Annotated in this window: 12 protein-coding genes; 2 read left to right on the top strand and 10 right to left on the bottom strand. The window is 72.5% G+C overall.

Features of this window, described 5'->3' with window-relative positions; genetic code table 11:
• Nucleotides 1-11 precede the first annotated feature (11 nt).
• From ACFY0P_RS37790 to rpsO, 3 genes are all read right to left on the bottom strand, one after another.
• A complete protein-coding gene (locus tag ACFY0P_RS37790) occupies nucleotides 12-1391 on the bottom strand; it encodes a M16 family metallopeptidase (protein WP_388923906.1) in 1380 nt (459 codons plus the stop codon).
• Complete coding sequence (locus ACFY0P_RS37785) at nucleotides 1388-3613, bottom strand: polyribonucleotide nucleotidyltransferase (protein ID WP_388923903.1); 2226 nt, start codon at nucleotides 3611-3613, stop codon at nucleotides 1388-1390. The genes ACFY0P_RS37790 and ACFY0P_RS37785 overlap by 4 nt, the downstream gene beginning before the upstream one ends.
• Before the next feature lie 334 nt (nucleotides 3614-3947).
• Nucleotides 3948-4235: a 30S ribosomal protein S15 gene (gene rpsO, locus ACFY0P_RS37780; protein ID WP_004924725.1), complete on the bottom strand. Its 288-nt coding sequence runs from the start codon at nucleotides 4233-4235 to the stop codon at nucleotides 3948-3950.
• Nucleotides 4236-4504: 269 nt separating this feature from the next.
• On the opposite strand from rpsO, the gene ACFY0P_RS37775 reads away from it, so the two are divergent.
• Nucleotides 4505-4798 (top strand): DUF397 domain-containing protein, encoded by a 294-nt coding sequence (locus ACFY0P_RS37775; RefSeq protein WP_388923900.1) that lies wholly within the window; start codon nucleotides 4505-4507, stop codon nucleotides 4796-4798.
• Nucleotides 4799-4853: 55 nt separating this feature from the next.
• Here the strand turns inward: ACFY0P_RS37775 and ACFY0P_RS37770 are convergent, their stop codons facing one another.
• Complete coding sequence (locus tag ACFY0P_RS37770; protein ID WP_388923897.1) at nucleotides 4854-6359, bottom strand: PQQ-binding-like beta-propeller repeat protein; 1506 nt, start codon at nucleotides 6357-6359, stop codon at nucleotides 4854-4856.
• Between the two features lie 562 nt (nucleotides 6360-6921).
• Between ACFY0P_RS37770 and ACFY0P_RS37765 the strand changes: the two genes are divergently transcribed.
• Complete coding sequence (locus ACFY0P_RS37765; protein WP_388923894.1) at nucleotides 6922-10314, top strand: SCO5717 family growth-regulating ATPase; 3393 nt, start codon at nucleotides 6922-6924, stop codon at nucleotides 10312-10314.
• A 75-nt stretch (nucleotides 10315-10389) separates the two neighbouring features.
• Here ACFY0P_RS37765 and ACFY0P_RS37760 read toward each other — a convergent pair whose 3' ends face one another.
• The 6 genes from ACFY0P_RS37760 to infB form a co-directional block, all read right to left on the bottom strand.
• Nucleotides 10390-11340, bottom strand: coding sequence for a bifunctional riboflavin kinase/FAD synthetase (locus tag ACFY0P_RS37760; protein ID WP_388923891.1), 951 nt, complete (start codon nucleotides 11338-11340; stop codon nucleotides 10390-10392).
• Nucleotides 11341-11458: 118 nt separating this feature from the next.
• On the bottom strand, nucleotides 11459-15193 hold the full coding sequence (locus ACFY0P_RS37755; protein WP_388923888.1) for a trypsin-like peptidase domain-containing protein: 3735 nt from the start codon (nucleotides 15191-15193) through the stop codon (nucleotides 11459-11461).
• A 278-nt stretch (nucleotides 15194-15471) separates the two neighbouring features.
• Nucleotides 15472-16377 (bottom strand): tRNA pseudouridine(55) synthase TruB, encoded by a 906-nt coding sequence (gene truB / locus ACFY0P_RS37750; protein WP_388923885.1) that lies wholly within the window; start codon nucleotides 16375-16377, stop codon nucleotides 15472-15474.
• Nucleotides 16374-16832, bottom strand: coding sequence for a 30S ribosome-binding factor RbfA (gene rbfA, locus ACFY0P_RS37745; protein ID WP_388923882.1), 459 nt, complete (start codon nucleotides 16830-16832; stop codon nucleotides 16374-16376). The genes truB and rbfA overlap by 4 nt, the downstream gene beginning before the upstream one ends.
• A 46-nt stretch (nucleotides 16833-16878) precedes the next feature.
• Complete coding sequence (locus ACFY0P_RS37740; RefSeq protein WP_046732584.1) at nucleotides 16879-17172, bottom strand: DUF503 domain-containing protein; 294 nt, start codon at nucleotides 17170-17172, stop codon at nucleotides 16879-16881.
• 412 nt (nucleotides 17173-17584) lie between these two features.
• Entirely contained in the window at nucleotides 17585-20698 is a 3114-nt protein-coding gene (gene infB / locus ACFY0P_RS37735; RefSeq protein ID WP_388923878.1) for a translation initiation factor IF-2, read from the bottom strand.
• Nucleotides 20699-20804 lie beyond the last annotated feature (106 nt).

Here is a 20804-nt window from a genome sequence, read left to right as displayed (position 1 = left end):
CCGGTGGTGTGTCAGGCGACGGCGTCGTGCAGGCGTGCGGCCTGTTTGTCCTTCAGCGGGCCGATGACCGACAGCGACGGGCGCTGTCCCAGGATGTCGCGGGCGACCGAGCGGACCTCGTCCGGGGTCACGGCGGCTATCCGGGCCAGCATGTCGTCGACGGACATCTGCTCGCCCCAGCACAGTTCGCTCTTGCCGATACGGTTCATCAGCGCGCCGGTGTCCTCCAGGCCGAGGACCGTGGAGCCCTGGAGCTGGCCGATGGCGCGCCCTATCTCCTCGTCCGGCAGACCGTGTGCGGCGACCTGGTCGAGTTCGTCCCGGCAGATCTTGAGCACGTCGTGCACCTGCGAGGGCCGGCATCCGGCGTAGACGCCGAACAGGCCGCAGTCGGCGAAGCCCGAGGTGTAGGAGTACACGCTGTAGGCCAGGCCGCGCTTCTCGCGGACCTCCTGGAAGAGCCGGGAGGACATGCCGCCGCCGAGGGCGGTGTTGAGCACGCCGAGCGCCCAGCGGCGGTCGTCGGTGCGGGCGAGGCCGGGCATGCCGAGGACGACGTGGGCCTGTTCGGTCTTGCGGCCGAGCAGTTCGACGCGGCCCGCGGTGCGGATGGTGCGGCTGCCGTCGCGCGGGGCGATGGGCTGCGCGTCGGAGCTCTTGAGGGCGCCGGACTTCTCGAAGGCCGCGCGGACCTGCCGTACGACCTTGTTGTGGTCGATGTTGCCCGCCGCCGCGACCACCAGGTGGGTGGGGTCGTAGTGCTTCTTGTAGAAGCGGCGGATGCGGTCGGCGCTGAGGGCGTTGACCGTGTCGACCGTGCCGAGGACCGGGCGGCCGAGGGCGTTGTCGCCGAACATGGTGTGCGCGAACAGGTCGTGCACGCAGTCGCCCGGGTCGTCCTCGGTCATCGCGATCTCTTCGAGGATCGCGCCGCGCTCGACGTTGACGTCGTCCTCGAGGATCAGGGAGCCCGTGAGCATGTCGCAGACGACGTCGATGGCGAGCGGCAGGTCGGTGTCGAGCACGCGCGCGTAGTAGCACGTGTACTCCTTCGCCGTGAACGCGTTCATCTCGCCGCCGACCGCGTCGATGGCGGAGGAGATGTCCAGCGCGCTGCGCCGGGTCGTGCCCTTGAAGAGCAGGTGCTCCAGGTAGTGGGTGGCGCCGTTCAGGGCGGGGGTCTCGTCGCGGGAGCCGACGTGGGCCCAGATGCCGAAGGTCGCGGAGCGGACCGAGGGCAGGGTCTCGGTGACGACGCGCAGGCCGCCCGGGAGGGTGGTCTTGCGGACCGTGCCGATGCCGTTCTCGCCCTTGATCAGGGTTTGGGTACGGGCGACGGCCCGCGCCTCCGAGGAGGTGCGGGCCGTCGTCGTAGAGCTGCTCGACGTCACTTGTCGGTGTCGTCCTTTGCGTCCTCGGAGGAGGCCTCTTCCTCGCCCTCGATCACGGGGATGAGGGAGAGCTTGCCGCGGGAGTCGATCTCGGCGATCTCGACCTGGACCTTCTGGCCCACGCCGAGGACGTCCTCGACGTTCTCCACGCGCTTGCCACCGGCCAGCTTGCGGATCTGCGAGATGTGCAGCAGACCGTCCTTGCCGGGGAGGAGGGAGACGAAGGCGCCGAACGTCGTCGTCTTCACGACCGTGCCCAGGTAGCGCTCGCCGACCTCGGGCATCGTCGGGTTGGCGATGCCGTTGATGGTCGTACGGGCGGCCTCGGCGGACGGGCCGTCGGCGGCACCGATGTAGATGGTGCCGTCGTCCTCGATGGTGATCTCGGCGCCGGTGTCCTCCTGGATCTGGTTGATCATCTTGCCCTTGGGGCCGATGACCTCACCGATCTTGTCCACGGGGATCTTGACGGTGATGATCCGCGGGGCGTTCGGGGACATCTCGTCCGGCGTGTCGATCGCTTCCATCATCACGTCGAGGATGTGGAGGCGGGCGTCCCTGGCCTGCTTGAGGGCGGCGGCCAGGACGGAGGCCGGGATGCCGTCCAGCTTGGTGTCGAGCTGGAGGGCGGTCACGAACTCCTTGGTGCCGGCGACCTTGAAGTCCATGTCACCGAAGGCGTCCTCCGCACCGAGGATGTCGGTGAGGGTGACGTAGTGCGTCTCGCCGTCGATCTCCTGGGAGATCAGGCCCATGGCGATACCGGCGACCGGGGCCTTCAGCGGCACACCGGCGTTCAGGAGCGACATGGTGCTGGCGCACACGGAGCCCATGGACGTCGAGCCGTTGGAGCCGAGGGCCTCGGACACCTGGCGGATCGCGTAGGGGAACTCCTCGCGGGACGGCAGGACCGGGACCAGGGCGCGCTCGGCGAGGGCGCCGTGGCCGATCTCGCGGCGCTTCGGGGAACCGACGCGGCCGGTCTCGCCGGTGGAGTACGGCGGGAAGTTGTAGTTGTGCATGTAGCGCTTGCGGGTCACCGGGGAGAGGGTGTCCAGCTGCTGCTCCATCCGGAGCATGTTCAGGGTGGTGACGCCCAGGATCTGGGTCTCGCCACGCTCGAACAGCGCCGAACCGTGCACGCGCGGGATGGCCTCGACCTCGGCGGCGAGCGTACGGATGTCCGTGACGCCACGGCCGTCGATGCGCTTCTTCTCCTTGATCACGCGCTCGCGGACCAGCTGCTTGGTGAGCGAGCGGTACGCGGCGGAGATCTCCTTCTCGCGGCCCTCGAACTCCGGGAGCAGCTTCTCGGCGGCCAGACCCTTGACCCGGTCCAGCTCGGCCTCGCGCTCCTGCTTGCCCGCGATGGTCAGCGCGGAGGCGAGCTCCGGGCGGACGGCGCCGGACAGCGCCTCCAGGACGTCGTCCTGGTAGTCGAGGAAGATCGGGAACTCGCCGGTCGGCTTGGCTGCCTTCGCGGCGAGGTCGGCCTGCGCCTTGCAGAGGACCTTGATGAAGGGCTTCGCGGCCTCCAGGCCGGCGGCCACGACGTCCTCGGTGGGGGCCTCGGCGCCGCCCTTGACCAGCTGGATGGTCTTGTCGGTGGCCTCGGCCTCGACCATCATGATCGCGACGTCGCCGTCCTCCAGGACGCGCCCGGCGACGACCATGTCGAAGACGGCGTCCTCGAGCTCGGTGTGCGTCGGGAACGCGACCCACTGGCCGTTGATCAGCGCGACGCGGACGCCGCCGATCGGGCCGGAGAAGGGCAGACCGGCCAGCTGGGTGGACGCGGACGCGGCGTTGATCGCGACGACGTCGTACAGGTGGTCGGGGTTGAGCGCCATGATGGTGGCGACGACCTGGATCTCGTTGCGCAGGCCCTTCTTGAAGGACGGGCGCAGCGGGCGGTCGATCAGACGGCAGGTGAGGATCGCGTCCTCGCTCGGCCGGCCCTCACGGCGGAAGAAGGAACCCGGGATCTTGCCGGCGGCGTACATCCGCTCCTCGACGTCCACCGTGAGGGGGAAGAAGTCGAGCTGGTCCTTGGGGTTCTTGGAGGCGGTGGTGGCCGACAGCACCATGGTGTCGTCGTCCAGGTACGCCACGGCGGAGCCGGCGGCCTGCTTGGCCAGGCGGCCCGTCTCGAAGCGGATGGTGCGGGTGCCGAAGGCGCCGTTGTCGATGACGGCCTCGGCGTAGTGGGTCTCGTTCTCCACTAGCGTTTTCTCCGTTACTTTCGTCTGCGTTACGTCTTTTGTCCTGATCCGCCCGTGTGGCGGGAGGACGGTTACGGAGAAGCGCGCCGTGCTGTGCGGGCCGGTCTTCGATCGAAGCACCCGGGGCTCGCTTCCCCCCGGGGGCCACTACCGAGGACCGGCGGCGGCTTGGGTGCGCTTCTCCTTCTTCACTCTTCGCTGTCGTGCTGTGTCGTGCGTATTGCGTTGTGCTACCACACTACAAAGCGTGAGTGACACTCCGCACGTTTCCGCACGTACGGCAAAGGGAGCGGCCCCGGGGTGTCTCTCCGGGAACCGCTCCCTTCACGGCGTCTTACTTGGCGCCCGCCGCACCGCGACGGATGCCCAGGCGGTCGACCAGCGCACGGAAGCGCTGGATGTCCTTCTTCGCCAGGTACTGCAGGAGGCGACGGCGCTGACCGACCAGGATCAGCAGACCACGACGGGAGTGGTGGTCGTGCTTGTGGGTCTTGAGGTGCTCCGTCAGGTCGGAGATCCGACGGGACAGCAGAGCGACCTGGACCTCGGGGGAGCCGGTGTCACCCTCCTTGGTACCGAACTCGGAGATGATCTGCTTCTTCACTGCGGCGTCGAGCGACACTCGTACTCCTCGTAGTCTGAACGGCCACCGAGTGCCCCCGGTCTTTGTCTCGGGGGAGCTTCCGTTACTCGGGAGGCGGGGATCCGCTGGGCGCTGCCTCCAGGGTCCGCAGGGGACTCCGGGGGTGCGTACACAAACGGCCGTCGTCCAGGGTACCAGTGCCGGTGAGGGGCTCTGTCCCGGGGATCCGGAAGAAACCACGAGCCCGGTGCGACCGCCAGTAGTGTGACCGTCACAGCCCATGTACGACGGGAAGGGGTCGCTGCGGGATGAGCGAGACGGCTGAGGAGATGAAGGCGCGCAAGGAGCGGGAACGGGACGAGCTCTACGCGCTCGACATCTCGGGCGTCGAGTGGCACTGCGCGCCCGGTACCGAGAAGGACGAGGAGCGGGTCGAGATCGCCTACCTGCCCGAGGGTGCGGTGGCCATGCGGTCGTCGCTCGACCACGGCACCGTGCTGCGGTACACGGAGGCGGAGTGGCGGGCGTTCGTGCTGGGCGCGCGGGACGGGGAGTTCGACCTGGAGCCGAACGAGCGCAACGGGGGTCTGGCCGCCCAGTGACCGGCGGCCGCGAAGGGGCGGCACGCGCGCGTGCCGCCCCTCCCCTGCTTCCCGGTCAACCGCTGCCGGCGCTGCCGATGCCGAGCACGGACAGCACGGCGTCCTTGGGATGCTTGTCGTCGGCGGCGAGTTCCCGCTTCGCGAAGAAGACCCTGCCCTGTTCCACCAGGATGTCCGACCGTGTGGGGTCGCTGAGTTCGCCCTCGTCGTCGGCCGGGAGGCCGAAGAGCAGATACGGGGTCCGCCTGCCGGTGTGCGGGTCCCAGCTCAGTACGGCGGAGGGTTCGATGTCGCTGAGGCTGCTGCGGAGGACGAGCAACCGGTCGCCGCTCATCCGCAGCGGGACGACGGGCTCCAGGGACCGCCCGTCGAGCTTGGCCTCGGTCTTGCCGGTGGTGCGGTCGAAGGCGACGATCCAGTTCTCCGGCTGGCCGATCTCGGACCGGTCCTTGCTGGTGACGAAGACCTGGTCGCGCCCGACGACCACGCCGTCGCAGTTCTCGATGTCGCCGAAGTATCCCGACGAGAAGTAGCGGTCGCCGCATTCGGGGTCGTAGGCGTCGCCGCCCATGGAGATGGTGGCGAGTGTGCCGCCGTCGTCGCCGTCGAGGGTGATGAGGTCGGTGACGAGGGTGTCGCCCGCGGCGACCGCGAGCACCGGCGGATCGGCCGAGGGCAGGTGGACGTCCTGGACACCGGCGGCCACCTTGTACGTCCACCGGGCCCTGCCGGTGCGCGGGTCGAGCTTCTGCACCCGGTAGGTGGTGTCGGCTCCCTCGCCGCAGCTCTCCAGGGCGAGCAGGGCGCCCCCGCCGGCGAAGCCCTTGTCGACGCACTTTTCGCCGGTCGCACTGCTCCAGAGCCGCTTGCCGCGCTCCATGTCGTACGCCACCGAACCATGCCCCCAGGCCACGGCGACGACGCCCTTGGTCAGCGTCAGGTTCGTGTTGGTGACGTAGGCCTCGCGCGCCGAGGGCATGCGGGCCGTCCACAGCTTCTTGCCGGTGTTCAGGTCGACGAGGACGACCTCGTCGCAGATACCGGCATCCTTGGTGCCCTTGCGCTCGGCGGGCTGTACGACGACCGCCGTTCGGCCGTCGACGGTGACGTGGCCGCTGGTGGCGCAGAGGTGACCTTCCAGCTGGAGGGTCCAGGCCGTTTCGTCGGCGCCGGGTTCTGTTCTGACGCCGATGATCCTCGTGCCGATGCCCTTGGCCAGGATCTTGCCGGTGGCCCAGGTGCCGGGTGCGTAACGCGGGCTGGGGTCGCTCTCCCTGGGCAGGTTCTCCTCGTAGTGGTCGACCACCACCTGGCCCTCGGGCGACGCCGGGGCCGTCTCGGTGGTCTGGCGTATCGCGTCCGGGGCGGGGGCGGCGGCCTGCCGGGGACCGGACGACGTGTCGTCCCCCGCGGCCAGCACCAGCGCGCCGCCCGCGACCGCCGCGAGGACCACGACTGCGGCCGCCACCGTGCCGAACAGTCGCCTGCGCCGCTTCCTGCGCTCGCCGTCGGCGGCCAGCGCGGACTGCGTGTAGATGGATGGAGGTGGGCCGAAGCTCACGCCGAACGATCCCTTCCCGCTCTGCTTCGCGCTCCGCGTACGGCGGAACTTCCGGGAAGGCCGCGGCGTTCACCGTTCGCCGTACTCACCTCGTACTCCCCCGTCCCCCGTGGCATCCGCGCGCAATGTCCCGTTTTCCGGGCCGAGTTCATCTGTTTCGTGTGTGCTCACGCGAACATGGGCTCACCCTAAACCCCCGCCTCACAGGGGGCTCATGGCAAGGGCAGGCAGCATCACGGACGCCAACTGACACCCGAACTGACGGTACTTGCCCGTTTTGTTCACCGATTGTTCGGCAATACGAAGGCTCCGCACACCACTTCCGGGCAGGGTGTGACCAGGCGGACCTCTGACGAGAGGCGGACGGGCCTGCCGAGGTGCGGCTCGCGGTGATTAGGCTGGGAGGGGGGCACGACGTCCGGACCGTGAACAGGACGCCGGTGTCCCGAGGGGGAGAGCCGGTGGATCGGACTACCTCACACGAATACGGATGCTGAGAACGACACGACACGGTCGTCGCGCCGGCACGGCATGAGGGTGCTCGACCACACCAGGAGGAACTGTGAGCAGCGATCGGGACGGGATCCGCGGGGGCTGGGCCACACCCGGCGATGACCAGCCCGACGCGGAGTCCCTCAACGAGATCACGGGCGAGTTCACGATCGACTACGCGCCGCCCGCCTGGTACACGCAGAACGCGGCCGACGGCTCCGGTGCGACCGGCGGACCGGGCGGCTCGGGGCCCGCGGCTACGTCCGGCGCGGAGCACGGGCCGGGTGCCGATGCCGGTACCGGTGCGGGGCCTGCCGCTCAGCCTCGTTCGCCGTTCCCGCCGGGGGCGCCGATCCCTGGCCTGACCCCTCCTCCGCACGCCCAGCAGGGGGGCGGGAGGCCGGGCCCCGGGTTGCCCTTCAGCCCGCCACCGGCGTCTCCGCCGGCGTCTGCTCCTGGCGCCCCGTTCACACCGCCGCCGACGTCGACTCCGGGCGCGCCGTTCACACCACCGCCCGCGTCGACTCCGGGGGCACCGTTCACTCCGCCGCCCAGCGCGACGCCCGGGGCGCCTTTCACTCCTCCGGCGGCCTCGGCTCCGGCTGCGCCGGCCACACCGCCGCCCGTCTCGACGCCGGGTGCACCCTTCACGGTGCCGCCCGCGTCAACTCCCGGAGCGCCGTTCACTCCCGCGCCCGCGTCAACGCCAGGGGCACCGTTCACCCCGCCGCCCTCCTCCACGCCGGGTGCACCGTTCACGCCGCCCGCGCCGAGCGCGGACGCCGGGGCGCCGGCCGCCCCGCCCGCGGCGCCCTTCACTCCGGCCCCGGTCCCGGCCCCGCCCGCGCCGCCTGTCGGTGGCCCGGCGGCCGTACCGCAGCTGCCGGTCGGTTTCGAGCCGCAGCCGACCGCGGACGAGGAGTCGGCCGCCGTCGAGGAGCCGGCGCCGGAGTCCGAGGAGGACAACGGTGACCTGGAGAGCGGTTCGACCATGCGGTTCTCCCCCGTCGCGCTGAAGCGTGAGTTGGCCGAGACCGCCGAGCCGGCCGCCGCCGAAGAGGAGGGAGAGGACCCCGAATCGGAGGCCGAGGTCGTCACGCTCCCGGTGAACTCCGAGGCGGACACGGAGGACGCCGAGGACACCGGCGAGGAGGCGGCCGAGGACAGGTATCCGCGCGACGAGTTCGAGGCCGTGGACGCCGACGGCGATGCCGATGCCGATGCCGATGCCGACGGTAAGGCCGAGGCGGACGAGCCCGTGCAGGCAGCCGTGCCGGCGGGTGACACGGACGAAGCCGAGTCCCAGGACGCGGTCGCCGTGGACGCGCGTGGCGACGACAGCGCCAACGACGACGAGGCTCGCGCCGAGGCCGACGAGGCCGTAGCCGTCGTGGACCCCGTCGAGCCCCCCGCCGCCGCCCCCGCGCCTCCGGTCCCGCCGCAGGACGCGCCCCCGGCCCCCGAGGACATCGTGCCCACCGCCTGGGCTCCCCCGCCGACGCCTCCGGCGGTGGTTCCGCCGCTGCCGCCGTCGTACCAGCCCGCGGCCCCCGCGCCCGCCGCCCAGTGGCCGGTCCAGCCGGCGGCACCGGAGCCGGCGCCCGGTCAGCCGCAGGCCCAGCCCGCCGCCGCGCCGGGTCCGCAGCCGTTCCAGCCGCAGGCCCCGCAGTCCGCGCCCGCCGCCTGGAACCAGCCCGCTCCCCCGCAGCCCGGACCGCCACAGCCGTACGCCCCGCAGCCCCCCGTGCCCGACGCGCAGGGCGGTTACGGCTTCCCGCAGCCGGGCGCCCCCGTCCCGCCGCCACAGGCACCGGGCGGCTACGGGTTCCCGCAGCCCGGACAGCCGCAGGCGCCGGTCCAGCCCGGCGGCTACGGGTTCCCGCAGCCCGGACAGCCGCAGGCGTCGGTCCAGCCCGGCGGCTACGGGTTCCCGCAACCGGGCCACCCGCAGCAGCCCCAACCGCCGCAGGCCGCCCCGCAGGACCCGCGCGCCGCGCAGGCACCGCAGCAGGCACCGCAGAGCCCGCAGGCACCTGAGCCGCAGGCTGCGCAGCCCCAGCCGCCCGTCGATCCCCGGGCCGGTGCCGCCTGGCCGCAGCCCATCCAGCACGACCAGCGGCAGATGACCAACCCCGGTGCCGCGCCGCTGGGTTACACCGCCGCCGTGGAGCTGTCCTCCGACCGGCTGCTCAACAACAAGAAGCAGAAGGCGAAGAGCGGCCGGCCCGCCGCCGCGTCGTCCCGGTTCAAGATCGGTGGGAAGAAGGAGGAGGCCGAGCGGCAGCGGAAGCTGGAACTGATCCGCACGCCGGTGCTGTCCTGCTACCGGATAGCGGTGATCAGCCTCAAGGGCGGGGTCGGCAAGACCACCACGACCACCGCGCTCGGCTCCACGCTCGCCACCGAGCGGCAGGACAAGATCCTCGCCATCGACGCCAACCCGGACGCCGGCACGCTCGGCCGCCGCGTGCGCCGCGAGACCGGGGCCACCATCCGTGACCTGGTCCAGGCGATCCCGTACCTCAACTCCTACATGGACATCCGGCGGTTCACCTCGCAGGCCCCGTCCGGCCTGGAGATCATCGCCAACGACGTCGACCCGGCCGTCTCCACCACGTTCAACGACGAGGACTACCGGCGCGCGATCGACGTGCTGGGCAAGCAGTACCCGGTGATCCTCACCGACTCCGGCACCGGTCTGCTGTACAGCGCCATGCGCGGGGTGCTCGACCTCGCCGACCAGCTGATCATCATCTCTACGCCGTCGGTGGACGGGGCGAGCAGCGCGAGTACGACGCTGGACTGGCTGTCCGCGCACGGGTACGCCGACCTCGTGTCCCGGTCCATCACCGTGATCTCCGGAGTCCGCGAGACCGGCAAGATGATCAAGGTCGAGGACATCGTGCAGCACTTCGAGACGCGCTGCCGGGGTGTCGTGGTCGTCCCCTTCGACGAGCACCTGTCCGCCGGTGCCGAGGTCGACCTCGACATGATGCGGCCGAAGGTGCGGGAGGCGTACTTCAACCTCGCGGCGATGGTCGCCGAGGACTTCGTGCGGCACCAGCAGATGCACGGTCTGTGGACCAGCGACGGCAACCCGCCGCCGGTGGCCGCCCCGCCGATGCCCGGCCGGCCGCTGCCCGGGCAGCAGTACTACGCACCCGGCCAGCCGCAGCCGTACCCGCCCAGTCAGCCGTATGCGCAGCCGCAGCCGTACCCGCAGCAGCAGCCTCCGCAGGGGCCGCCGCAGCAGGAGCTGTACGGCGGGCCTCAGCCGGGCGCCCAGCCCTACCCGCAGCAGCCGGGACAGCCGTACCCTCCGCAGCCCCAGCAGCCGCAGCCGCAGCCGCAGCCGGGATACGGCTACCCGCAGCAGCTCCCGCAGCCGCAGCCGGGATACGGCTACCCGCAGCAGCCCCCGCAGCCGCCGCACCCCCCGCAGGACCAGCCGCCGCAGCAGTAGCCGGGAACGCCGAAGGGCGGTCGGTGCCTCGCCGCACCGGCCGCCCTTCGGCGTACTGCTGAACCCTCTGCCTGATCAGGCGTTCTCGGCCGCCACCAGCTCCCGGCAGCGCTTGACGTCCTCGGCCATCTGCTCCAGCAGGGCGTCGAGCGAGTCGAACTTGGCCTGGCCGCGGACGTAGGCCAGGAAGTCGACGGCGACGTGCAGGCCGTACAGGTCGAGGCCCACGCGGTCGATGGCGTACGCCTCCACCGTGCGCTCGGTACCGTCGAACTGCGGGTTGGTGCCGACGGAGATCGCCGCCGGCATGACCTCGCCCTGGGCGTGCAGGTAGCCGGCGTAGACGCCGTCGGCGGGGATCGCGGTGTGCGGGAGCGTCTCCACGTTGGCGGTGGGGAAGCCCAGCTCGCGGCCGCGCTGGGCGCCACGCACGACCACGCCCTCCACCCGGTGCGGGCGGCCCAGGATCTCGCGGGCGCCCGCCATGTCGCCCGCGGCGACCAGGCGCCGGGTCAGGGTCGAGGAGAACGGCTCGCCGCCGCCCGCCTCACCGCGCACGAACAGGTCGACGACCTCGACCTCGAAGTCGTACACCTTGCCCTGCTCGACGAGGAACTCGACGTTGCCCGCGGCCTTGTGGCCGAAGCGGAAGTTGGGGCCCTCGACGACCGCCTTGGCGTGCAACTTGTCGACCAGGACCTTCACCACGAAGTCGGCGGCCGACAGCTTCGAGAACTCGGTGGTGAAGGGGAGGATCAGCACCGCGTCCACGCCCAGCTCCGCCATCAGCTCGGCGCGCGTGTGGTGCGGGGCGAGCAGCGGAGGGTGGCTGCCGGGGCGGACGACCTCGCTGGGATGCGGGTCGAAGGTGACGACGACGGCCGGGATGCCCAGCTCATGGGCGCGGTCCACGGCATGCCGGATGATCAGCTGGTGACCGCGGTGCACCCCGTCGTAGGACCCGATGGTGACGACGCTGCGCCCCCAGCCCTCGGGGATGTCCTCCAAGCCACGCCAGCGCTGCACTGTGTCCGCTCCTCGAACCCGTGTCCGTTGTCCGTCTTACGCAGGTCTAAGGGTGCCATGTTTGCCGGAGCCGTCTCACACCGGCACGGTCGCTGTGACCGGGCGCACGTGTCCGCGCTCACGCCGGTACCCGGATGCCCGCCAGGTTTCCCAGCATGCGGCGGGTGCTGGGCCCGACCACCGCGGCCCACTCCTGCGGGGTGTCGGTGAGCCAGCGGGCCATCAGGGCGGCGAATCCGGGCACGTGCCGGCCGAGGTCGACCAGTCCGCGGTCGAACCGGGTCGCCCCGTCGGGGGTGCGGACCAGCAGCAGCCCGGTACGCCTGACCAGCTCGCGCATCCCGTCGCCGTCGTCCTCGCGCTGTACGGCGGCCGCGTGCAGCAGCGCGTCGAGGACGCCCGGGTCGCGCTCGTGGCCCAGCAGGAACTCCAGGAGTTCCTGGCGCAGCGGTCGCGAGGCGGGGGTGCCGGCCGCGCCGAGTACGGTCGCGAGGGCCGCCCGGACCGGCTCCGGGCCGTCGTCGAGCAGCTCGGTGACCAGCGGCAGGAGGACGGTACGGGCCCCGGCACCCTGGTCCAGGCGGCGCTCGACGAACCCGGCGACCTGCCCGGCCAGCTCCGGGCGCAGCTCGGCGGCCTCCAGGACCAGCTCGGTGACCCGCCGGGCGAGTGCGGGCGCGGTGACGTGGGCGAGGGTGCGCAGCACCTGTCCGGCGTCCGGTCCGCGCAGCCGGGCGCGGAAGGCCTCCAGGACCTCGTGGGCATGGGTGGCCAGGGCCGGGACCAGGGCGGCGGGGGTGAGCTGGTGGTCGCCGTCGGCGAAGTGCCGCAGCGCCTGCGGGAGATGGCGGGCGCGGGTCGCCGGGTCGCGGACCAGCAGGGCGAGGGCGCCGCCGTGCAGGGTGCAGTCGGCGGGGCGGGCGAGCAGGGCGAGCGCGGCGTAGCGGAGCAGTTCGCGGTCGGGTTCGCTGTGGACGTGCGGGGCGGTGCGCAGCCCGTGGGCCACGGCGGCCACCCGGCGGGCGGGGCGCTCGTCGTGCGCCCAGCGGTCCACGGCCCGGCACACCGCCGACGGCTCGTCCTCGGCGAGTACGGCGAGCAGTTCGTCGCCGCGCCGGTGCGCCGCGTCCACCAGCACCTCGGTCAGCTCGTCGAGGGCCCGGTGCCGATGGGTGTGCAGCAGCGCCTGGGCCGCCGTCGCCACGGTGGCGTGCGGCATCGCGGGCAACGGCCGCTCGTCGTCGAACCACCGGGTGAGACACGGCTGTACGGCGGCGGGGTCGGCGGCCAGCAGCCGGGCCACGGCGTCCAGGTAGCGGGGGGCCGTGCCCTCGGGCTCCTCCGTCGGCGGCTGCACCGGCGGCCGGGTCGGCCGGGCTCCGAAGCGGCCGAGACCCGCGGTCTGCTGCTCCGGCTCCGGCAACGGCTCGTCGGCGAGCACGAGCCTGCGCAGCAGATCGACGCGGTCGGCGGTCGGAAGGGCGAGCGCGGTCCAGAATTCCGGCCCGAACTCCGGCCCGAACGGGGCGGGCGCGGTGCGCTGCCGGCCCACGACCCGGTCGGCGAGCAGCCGCAGCACCCCGGTGTACGGGGTCGCGTCGGGCAGCCGCAGCAGGGTCTGGGTCAGCAGGCGCGCGGCCCACCAGGAGCCGGGGTCCAGGTCGAGGGCGTGCACCAACTCGTCCAGCCGCGGCGCGAGTCGGGTCGGCCCGTACTCGTGGTCGAGCAGCAGCAGGGCCTGGACGACCGGGCCGACCCTGTGGTGCGGGACGGGCAGGGGGTGGGCGCCCAGGGGGGTGCGGGGGCGGTGGACGAGGGCGCGCAGGGCCTCGTCCAGGTCCAGGTGCATGCCCTGGATCCAGTCGGCGAGCTCTTCGTGGGCGAAGCGGTAGCCGCCGCCGGCGGGCACCAGCAGGCCCTCGGTGAGTACGGCGGAGGCCCAGCCGGAGCCGCCGCCGAGGTGGGCCGGGACGGGTCCCCAGGGGAACACCGTTTCGAACGACTCCCGGTCCAGCTCGCCCTGCCCGGGGCCGAGGCTGCGCCGGGCGGCCTCGTGCACCTGGCCGGCGACCCGGGCGGCGACCCGCCGTACGGCCGTACCCCGCAGGCCGTTCTCCGCGGCCAGGCGGACCGCGATGCGCAGGCACATCAGGTCGAGGTAGGCGGCGAAGACGTCGTGCCGGTCGATCGGGTCGTCGTCGTCCGGGGCGTCCGGGAGGGCGGCGCGGACCTCGGAGAGCAGGCGCAGGGTGAGGGGGTGGCCGGCGTCGCGGTCGATGAGGGCGCCGTCGGGGACGCCGTAGCGGGAGCGGGCGCGGCGGGCCTCGTCGGGGGTGAGGTCGGTCAGCCGGACGCAGGCGGGGTCGCCGGTGCCCCGGTGCAGCAGGTCGGGCGGGAATTCGGTGCCGGCGCGCTCCCAGTACTCCTCGCGGCAGGCCAGGAGCAGGCGTGCGCCGGTGTCGCGCAGCCAGTCCGCGGTGCCCTCGGTCCAGGCGGGGAGCCGGTGGGCGAGGACCGGGGGCATCTCCTCGGGGCCGTCCAGCAGGAGGAGGAGTGGGCGTCCGGCGCGGGCGGCGAGGCGGGCCAGCCGCTCCACGGTCAATTCGCCCAGGTCGCCCGGGAGTTGGGAGCGGGAGGCGGCGACGATCCGGACCGCGCGTTCCAGGGAGCGGCGGGCTGCGTCGGCGACGGAGTCGTCGGCGTCCTTGAGGTCGGCGCCGCGGAGCCAGAGGGTGGGCGCGGGGTGCGCTGCGCGGTTGCGGCGAGCGGCGAGGGCGGCGAGTTCTGTGGTGCGGCCGGTGCCGGGGGCGCCGACGAGGGCCAGGACGGTGCCGGTGGCCTTTCCGGTGCCGGTGCCTTGGGCGAAGGCCGACAGTTCGTTTGCGATGGTCGATCGTTCGACTGGTTGTACGGGGTCGGTGTATTCGCCCGTGAGTGCCGTGAAAGGTAGTGAAGCGTCTGCGGGTGGGTGGGGGCTGGTCGCGCAGTTCCCCGCGCCCCTTTGGGGCGCTTCAGTGGGGCGCGATGACATGTGGGGGGATGACACCCGGGGGGACGACATGTGGGGGGCCGTTGCGCCGATGTGTCCGGCCAGCGCGCCCGGGGGTCCGTCCTGGCCCACGGACGTGGCCGTCAGTTCCAGTACGCCCGCCAGGTTGAGGTCGATGCCGTAGGCCGGGACCGTGGCCGCGTTGACGGCCAGGAGGTCGGCCAGGGGGCCGCTGTCGGGATGGTGGAGGGGGACGGCGAAGCCCACATCGCGCTGGCCGGACTGGAGGGCGGTGCCGAGGACCGCCAGGACGGCACCGGTCTCCGCGTCCAGGACCGGGCCGCCGGCCGCGCCGCCGCCCAGGCGCAGCGCGTCCCGGCCCGCCGTGCCGATGGCCAGCTCCAGGGCGTCTTCGAGGAGGTGGAAGCGGTCGGTGGCGGTGTACGTCACCTGGGTCGCGGCCAGCACCCGGGCCTCGCGCCAGCGGTCGGCGGCGATGCGCACGTAGGCGCCGGCGGGAATGCGTTCCCGTACGGTGATCGGGAGCGGGTCCACGGCGAGGCCCTCGGTGCGGACCAGGGCCAGGTCGAGCGCGGGCAGCGGGACGACGGCGTCCGAGCCGACCACGCAGGTGCGGTCCCCGGCCGCGTGCAGCACGATCCGGGCGAGGCCGTCGACGGCCTCGTGACTGGTGATGAGCGTCCCGTGGTGGTCGGCCAGGAAGCCGGTGCCGCGCGGGCGCCCGGCGAGATCGCGGATCCTGACCAGCCGCTCGTCGAGCCCCGGCCCCGTGTCCCTCCCCGCCTCCCGCGCACCGTCCGCCGTCCGGCGACCGCTCCCGGCCCGCGGGCCCCGTCCCGCCATGATCGAACCTCCCCGCCCGTACACCCGTGCCCTTGTCTCCGGCTGTCTTCGACCGTAGGCGCGAAATGATCAGCGGGACAGAGCGGGCGGTGAACGCGCCCCCCTCCGCTCCCCCGGTTCACTCCGAGCGCCTGCTCGGTCGGGTGAATAGCCGGGGGCGGGTGGATACACCCTAGGGGTGGGGGAACCGAGGGGGGACCGTGGAGCGGCGGCGGCGCCAGACCCCGTGGCCGCCGCTCCACGGGCAGGGCCCGACGGGCCCGAGGAGCTCAGCGGGCTCAGGTGAAGACGGCGAGGCTCTTCGCCTTGCCCTTCTGCTCCTCGACGAGTGCCAGGAGGCGGCCCTCGGGGTCGAACACGGCGACGGGGCCGGTGCCCGCGTACTCGTCGGGCATCTCCAGCCGTACGCCGTTGGTGAGCAGGCGGGCCCGCCTCTCGTCGACGTCCCAGCGGCGGAACGCGGCGCCGGCCGCCTCCGCGATCGGCATCACGGTCAGCTCCTGCTGGAGCTGGTCGAGGGTGCGCGCGGAGTCCAGTTTGTACGGTCCGACGCGGGTCCGGCGCAGCGCGGTGAGGTGGCCGCCGACGCCCAGGTCGGCGCCGAGGTCGCGGGCGAGGGCGCGGATGTAGGTGCCGGAGGAGCAGACGACGGAGACGACCAGGTCGAGGACGGGGGTGCCGTCCTCGGCGACGGCGTCCCGGACGTCGTACACCGCGAAGGAGGAGACGGTCACCGGGCGGGCCGGGATGTCGAAGTCCTCGCCGTCCCGGGCACGCTTGTACGACCGTACGCCGTTGATCTTGATGGCGCTGACCTTGGACGGGACCTGCATGATGGCGCCGGTCAGCTTGGCGATTCCGGTGTCGACGGCCTCGCGGGTGACCTTGGAGGCGTCGGTGGACGACGTGATCTCGCCCTCGGCGTCGTCCGTGACCGTGTTCTGCCCGAGGCGGATCGTCCCCAGGTACTCCTTCTCGGTGAGGGCGAGGTGCCCGAGGAGCTTGGTGGCCCGCTCGATACCGAGGACGAGGACACCCGTGGCCATGGGGTCGAGGGTGCCGGCGTGCCCGACGCGCCGAGTGCGGGCGATGCCCCGCATCTTGGCGACGACGTCGTGCGAGGTGAAGCCCGACGGCTTGTCGACGATGACAAGGCCGTCGGGCGGGGTGGGCTTGCTGGTCATTCGGTGGCGTCGTCCGTCTCGTCGGCGTCTTCCGCACCCGGCTTCCGGTACGGGTCGGCGTCTCCGGCGTAGTCGGCGCCCGCGGAGGCCTCACGGACCTTCGCGTCGGACTGGCGCGCCCGGTCGAGGAGGTCCTCGATGTTGCGGGCGGTGTCCGGGAGGGCGTCCGCCACGAAGGCGAGGGTCGGCGTGAACTTCACGCCGGCGGCCCGGCCGACCTCGGACCGGAGGATGCCCTTGGCACTCTCCAGACCGGCGGCGGCGGCCTTCCGCTCCTCCTCGTCGCCGTACACCGTGTAGAAGACGGTCGCCTCCCTGAGGTCACCCGTGACCCGGGTGTCCGTGATGGTGACGTGGGTACCGAGCCGCGGGTCCTTGATCCCGCGCTGCAGCTTCTGGGCCACCACCTCTCGAATGAGGTCCGCCAGCCTCTTAGCCCGCGCGTTGTCGGCCACTGGTCCGTCTCCCGTTCTTTCTTCTTGTCGTTCTCAGGTCTCAGGTCTAGTCGTCGTCGCCGTGGAAACGCCGTCGCACGGACAGCAGTTCCACCTCGGGGCGGCCGGCGACCAGCCGTTCGCACCGGTCGAGTACGTCGGTCAGGTGCGCGGCGTCGCCGGAGACCATGGCAAGGCCGATGCCGGCCCTGCGATGAAGGTCCAGGTGGTCCACCTCGGCCGCGCTCACGGCGTACTTCCGCTGGAGTTCGGCGACGATCGGGCGGACGACGGAGCGCTTCTCCTTGAGCGAGTGGATGTCGCCGAGGAGGAGGTCGAAGGACAGGGTCCCCACGTACATGTATGTATCCGGTTAACCCGCCGGTACGGGATCGATGGCCCTGTCAGGAACGGTACCCCGTCCCTGCCGGAGGCTCGACCGACTTTCCCCAGCCGTCACGGGGCTGCGCCCCGGACCCCGGGAGGTCTCCCACCCGCCCGTCCGACCCGGTTGGCTCGAGAGGCGCCGCCACGGGGCTCCGCCCCGGACCCCGGCCTCGCCCACCCACCACCCGACTCGGTGAGCTGAAAAGGCGCCCCCTCGGGCGGTGCCTGTTCGGCGGACCGGGGCGGTACCTTCTGGCCGACCGAGTCGGGTGGTGGGTGGGCGGAGGCCCGAGGTCCGGGGCTGAGCCCCGCGGCGGTCGTCTCCCGGCGGGAAACGTGCCGGCCGACGGGACCGAGATCCCGTCGGCCGGCACCAACCGTGGGCGTTACACCCGCGGCTTCTCGCGCATCTCGTACGTCGCGATGACGTCGTCGATCTTGATGTCGTTGAAGTTGCCGAGGTTGATACCGCCCTCGTAGCCTTCGCGGATCTCGGTGACGTCGTCCTTGAAGCGGCGCAGGCCCTCGATGTTGAGGTTCTCCGCGATGACCTTGCCGTCGCGGACGAGGCGGGCCTTCGTGTTGCGCTTGACCTCGCCCGAGCGGATGAGGACACCGGCGATGTTGCCCAGCTTGGACGACTTGAAGACCTCGCGGATCTCCGCCGTACCGAGCTCGACCTCCTCGAACTCCGGCTTGAGCATGCCCTTGAGGGCTGCCTCGATCTCCTCGATCGCCTGGTAGATGACCGAGTAGTACCGGACGTCCACGCCCTCGCGCTCGGCCATCTGCGCCGCGCGGCCGGCCGCGCGGACGTTGAAGCCGATCACGATAGCGTCCGAGCCCATCGCCAGGTCGATGTCGGACTCCGTGACCGCACCGACGCCGCGGTGCAGGACGCGGATGTCGACCTCTTCGCCGACGTCCAGCTGGAGCAGGGAGGACTCCAGGGCCTCGACGGAACCAGAAGCGTCACCCTTGATGATGAGGTTGAGCTGCTGGACCTCGCCGGCCTTGAGCACCTTGTCCAGGTCCTCCAGGGACACGCGGCGCGTGCGCTTCGCGAAGGCCGCGTTGCGCTCGCGGGCGGCACGCTTCTCCGCGATCTGGCGGGCCGTACGGTCCTCCTCGACCACGAGGAAGTTGTCACCGGCGCCCGGGACGTTGGTCAGACCCAGGACCTGGACCGGCGTGGAGGGGCCGGCCTCGGCGACGTTGTTGCCGTTGTCGTCGAGCATCGCCCGGACCCGGCCGTACGCGTCGCCGACCACCATCGTGTCGCCGACCCGCAGCGTGCCTCGCTGGACGAGGACCGTCGCCACGGCACCGCGGCCGCGGTCGAGGCGGGACTCGATCGAGATGCCCTGCGCGTCCTGGTGCGGGTTGGCCCGCAGGTCGAGCGAGGCGTCCGCGGTCAGGACGACCGCTTCCAGCAGGGCGTCGATGTGCAGACCCTGCTTGGCGGAGATGTCGACGAACATGGTGTCGCCGCCGTACTCCTCGGCCACCAGGCCGTACTCGGTCAGCTGACCGCGCACCTTGGTCGGGTCGGCGCCCTCGACGTCGATCTTGTTGACCGCGACGACGATCGGGACGTCGGCCGCCTTGGCGTGGTTGAGCGCCTCGACCGTCTGCGGCATGACGCCGTCGTTGGCCGCGACGACCAGGATCGCGATGTCGGTCGACTTCGCACCACGGGCACGCATGGCGGTGAACGCCTCGTGACCCGGGGTGTCGATGAAGGTGATCTTGCGCTCTTCGTCGTTGACCTCGGTCGAGACCTGGTAGGCACCGATGTGCTGGGTGATGCCGCCGGCCTCGCCCGCGATGACGTTCGTCTTGCGGATGGCGTCGAGCAGTCGGGTCTTGCCGTGGTCGACGTGACCCATGACGGTGACGACCGGCGGGCGGACCACCAGGTCCTCCTCGTCGCCCTCGTCCTCGCCGAACTCGATGTCGAAGGACTCGAGCAGCTCGCGGTCCTCCTCCTCCGGGCTGACGATCTGAACCTCGTAGTTCATCTCGCCGGCGAGGAGCTGGAGCGTCTCGTCGGAGACGGACTGCGTGGCGGTGACCATCTCGCCGAGGTTCATCATGACCGCGACGAGGGACGCCGGGTTGGCGTTGATCTTCTCCGCGAAGTCGGTGAGCGACGCGCCGCGGGAGAGACGGATGGTCTCGCCGTTGCCGCGCGGCAGCATCACGCCGCCGACGCTCGGGGCCTGCATGGCCTCGTACTCCTGGCGACGCTGCCGCTTCGACTTGCGACCACGACGCGCCGGACCGCCGGGACGGCCGAAGGCGCCCTGCGTGCCACCACGGCCGCCGGGACCGCCCGGACGCCCGCCGAAGCCGGGACGACCGCCGCCGCCACCGCCACCGGGACCGCCGCCGAAGCCGCCGCCACCGCCGCCGGGAGCACCGCCGGGACGACCGGCGAAACCGCCGCCGCCGCCCGGACGGGCGCCACCGCCGCCACCGGGACGACCGGCGAAGCCGCCGCCGCCACCGGGACGACCGGCACCGCCGGGACGACCCGCACCGCCGGGACCGCGACCGCCGCCACCGGGGCCGGGACGCGGGCCGGCAGCGGGACGCTGCGGCATCATGCCGGGGTTCGGACGCGGGCCCGCGGAGCCGCCGCCGGGACGCGGACCGCCCTGCGGACGGGGCATGCCGGACGGGCTCGGACGGGAACCGCCGGGAGCCTGGGGACGCGGACCGCCGCCCTGGGCGCCGGGCGCCTGCGGACGGGGACCGGCGCCGGGGGCACCGGGACCACCCGGGCGCGGACCGCCCTGCGGGCGCGGGGCCTGCGGGCGGGCCATGCCGGTGGAGCCACCGGACGTGAAGGGGTTGTTACCGGGGCGCGGACCGGCCGGACGGGCACCGCCCGGACGCGGGGCCTGGCCACCGGGACGCGGCGCGCCCTGACCCGGACGGGCGTCGCGCTGGCCGGGGGCCGGACGGCCACCGGGGCGCGGGGCACCCTGGCCCGGACGGGGACCGCCGCCCTGCGGACGCTGGCCCTGTGCGGCGGCCGGGCTCGGCGCCGCGGCGGCCGGAGGCGCCGGCGGAGCGGTGAACTCGGGCGCGGCCGGAGCCGGACGCGGCGCGGGCTTCGGGCCCGGGACGGGACGCGGGCCGGAGGCGGCCGGCGCGGGGGTGACCGGGGCCGGCGCCGGCGCAGCGGGCGCCTGCGGAGCCGCGGGGGCGGCCGGGGCCTGCGCCTGCGGGGCGGCCGGACGCGGGGCGCCGGGCTTCGGGGCACCAGGACGTGCCGCCTGCGCCGGAGAGGGCGCCGCGGGCCTGGGGGCCGCCTTGCGCGGGGCGGGCTTGCCACCGCCCTGGAACGCGTCGGTCAGCTTGCGTACTACGGGCGCCTCGATCGTCGAGGACGCCGAACGGACGAATTCACCGAGTTCCTGGAGCTTGGCCATGACGACCTTGCTCTCAACCCCGAACTCCTTGGCGAGTTCGTATACCCGGACCTTAGCCACTTCGCTCCTTTTAGGTCCGGGTGCGTCCGGACCGTCGCTACTTCATGGGCGTACTCATCGCGTGCTCATCGAGTGCTCATCGCAATCTCGACCTACTTCCAACTCG

This window comes from Streptomyces sp. NPDC001714, from assembly GCF_042892755.1.
Lineage (GTDB): Bacteria > Actinomycetota > Actinomycetes > Streptomycetales > Streptomycetaceae > Streptomyces.
This window is presented reverse-complemented; position numbering and strand designations above follow the sequence as displayed.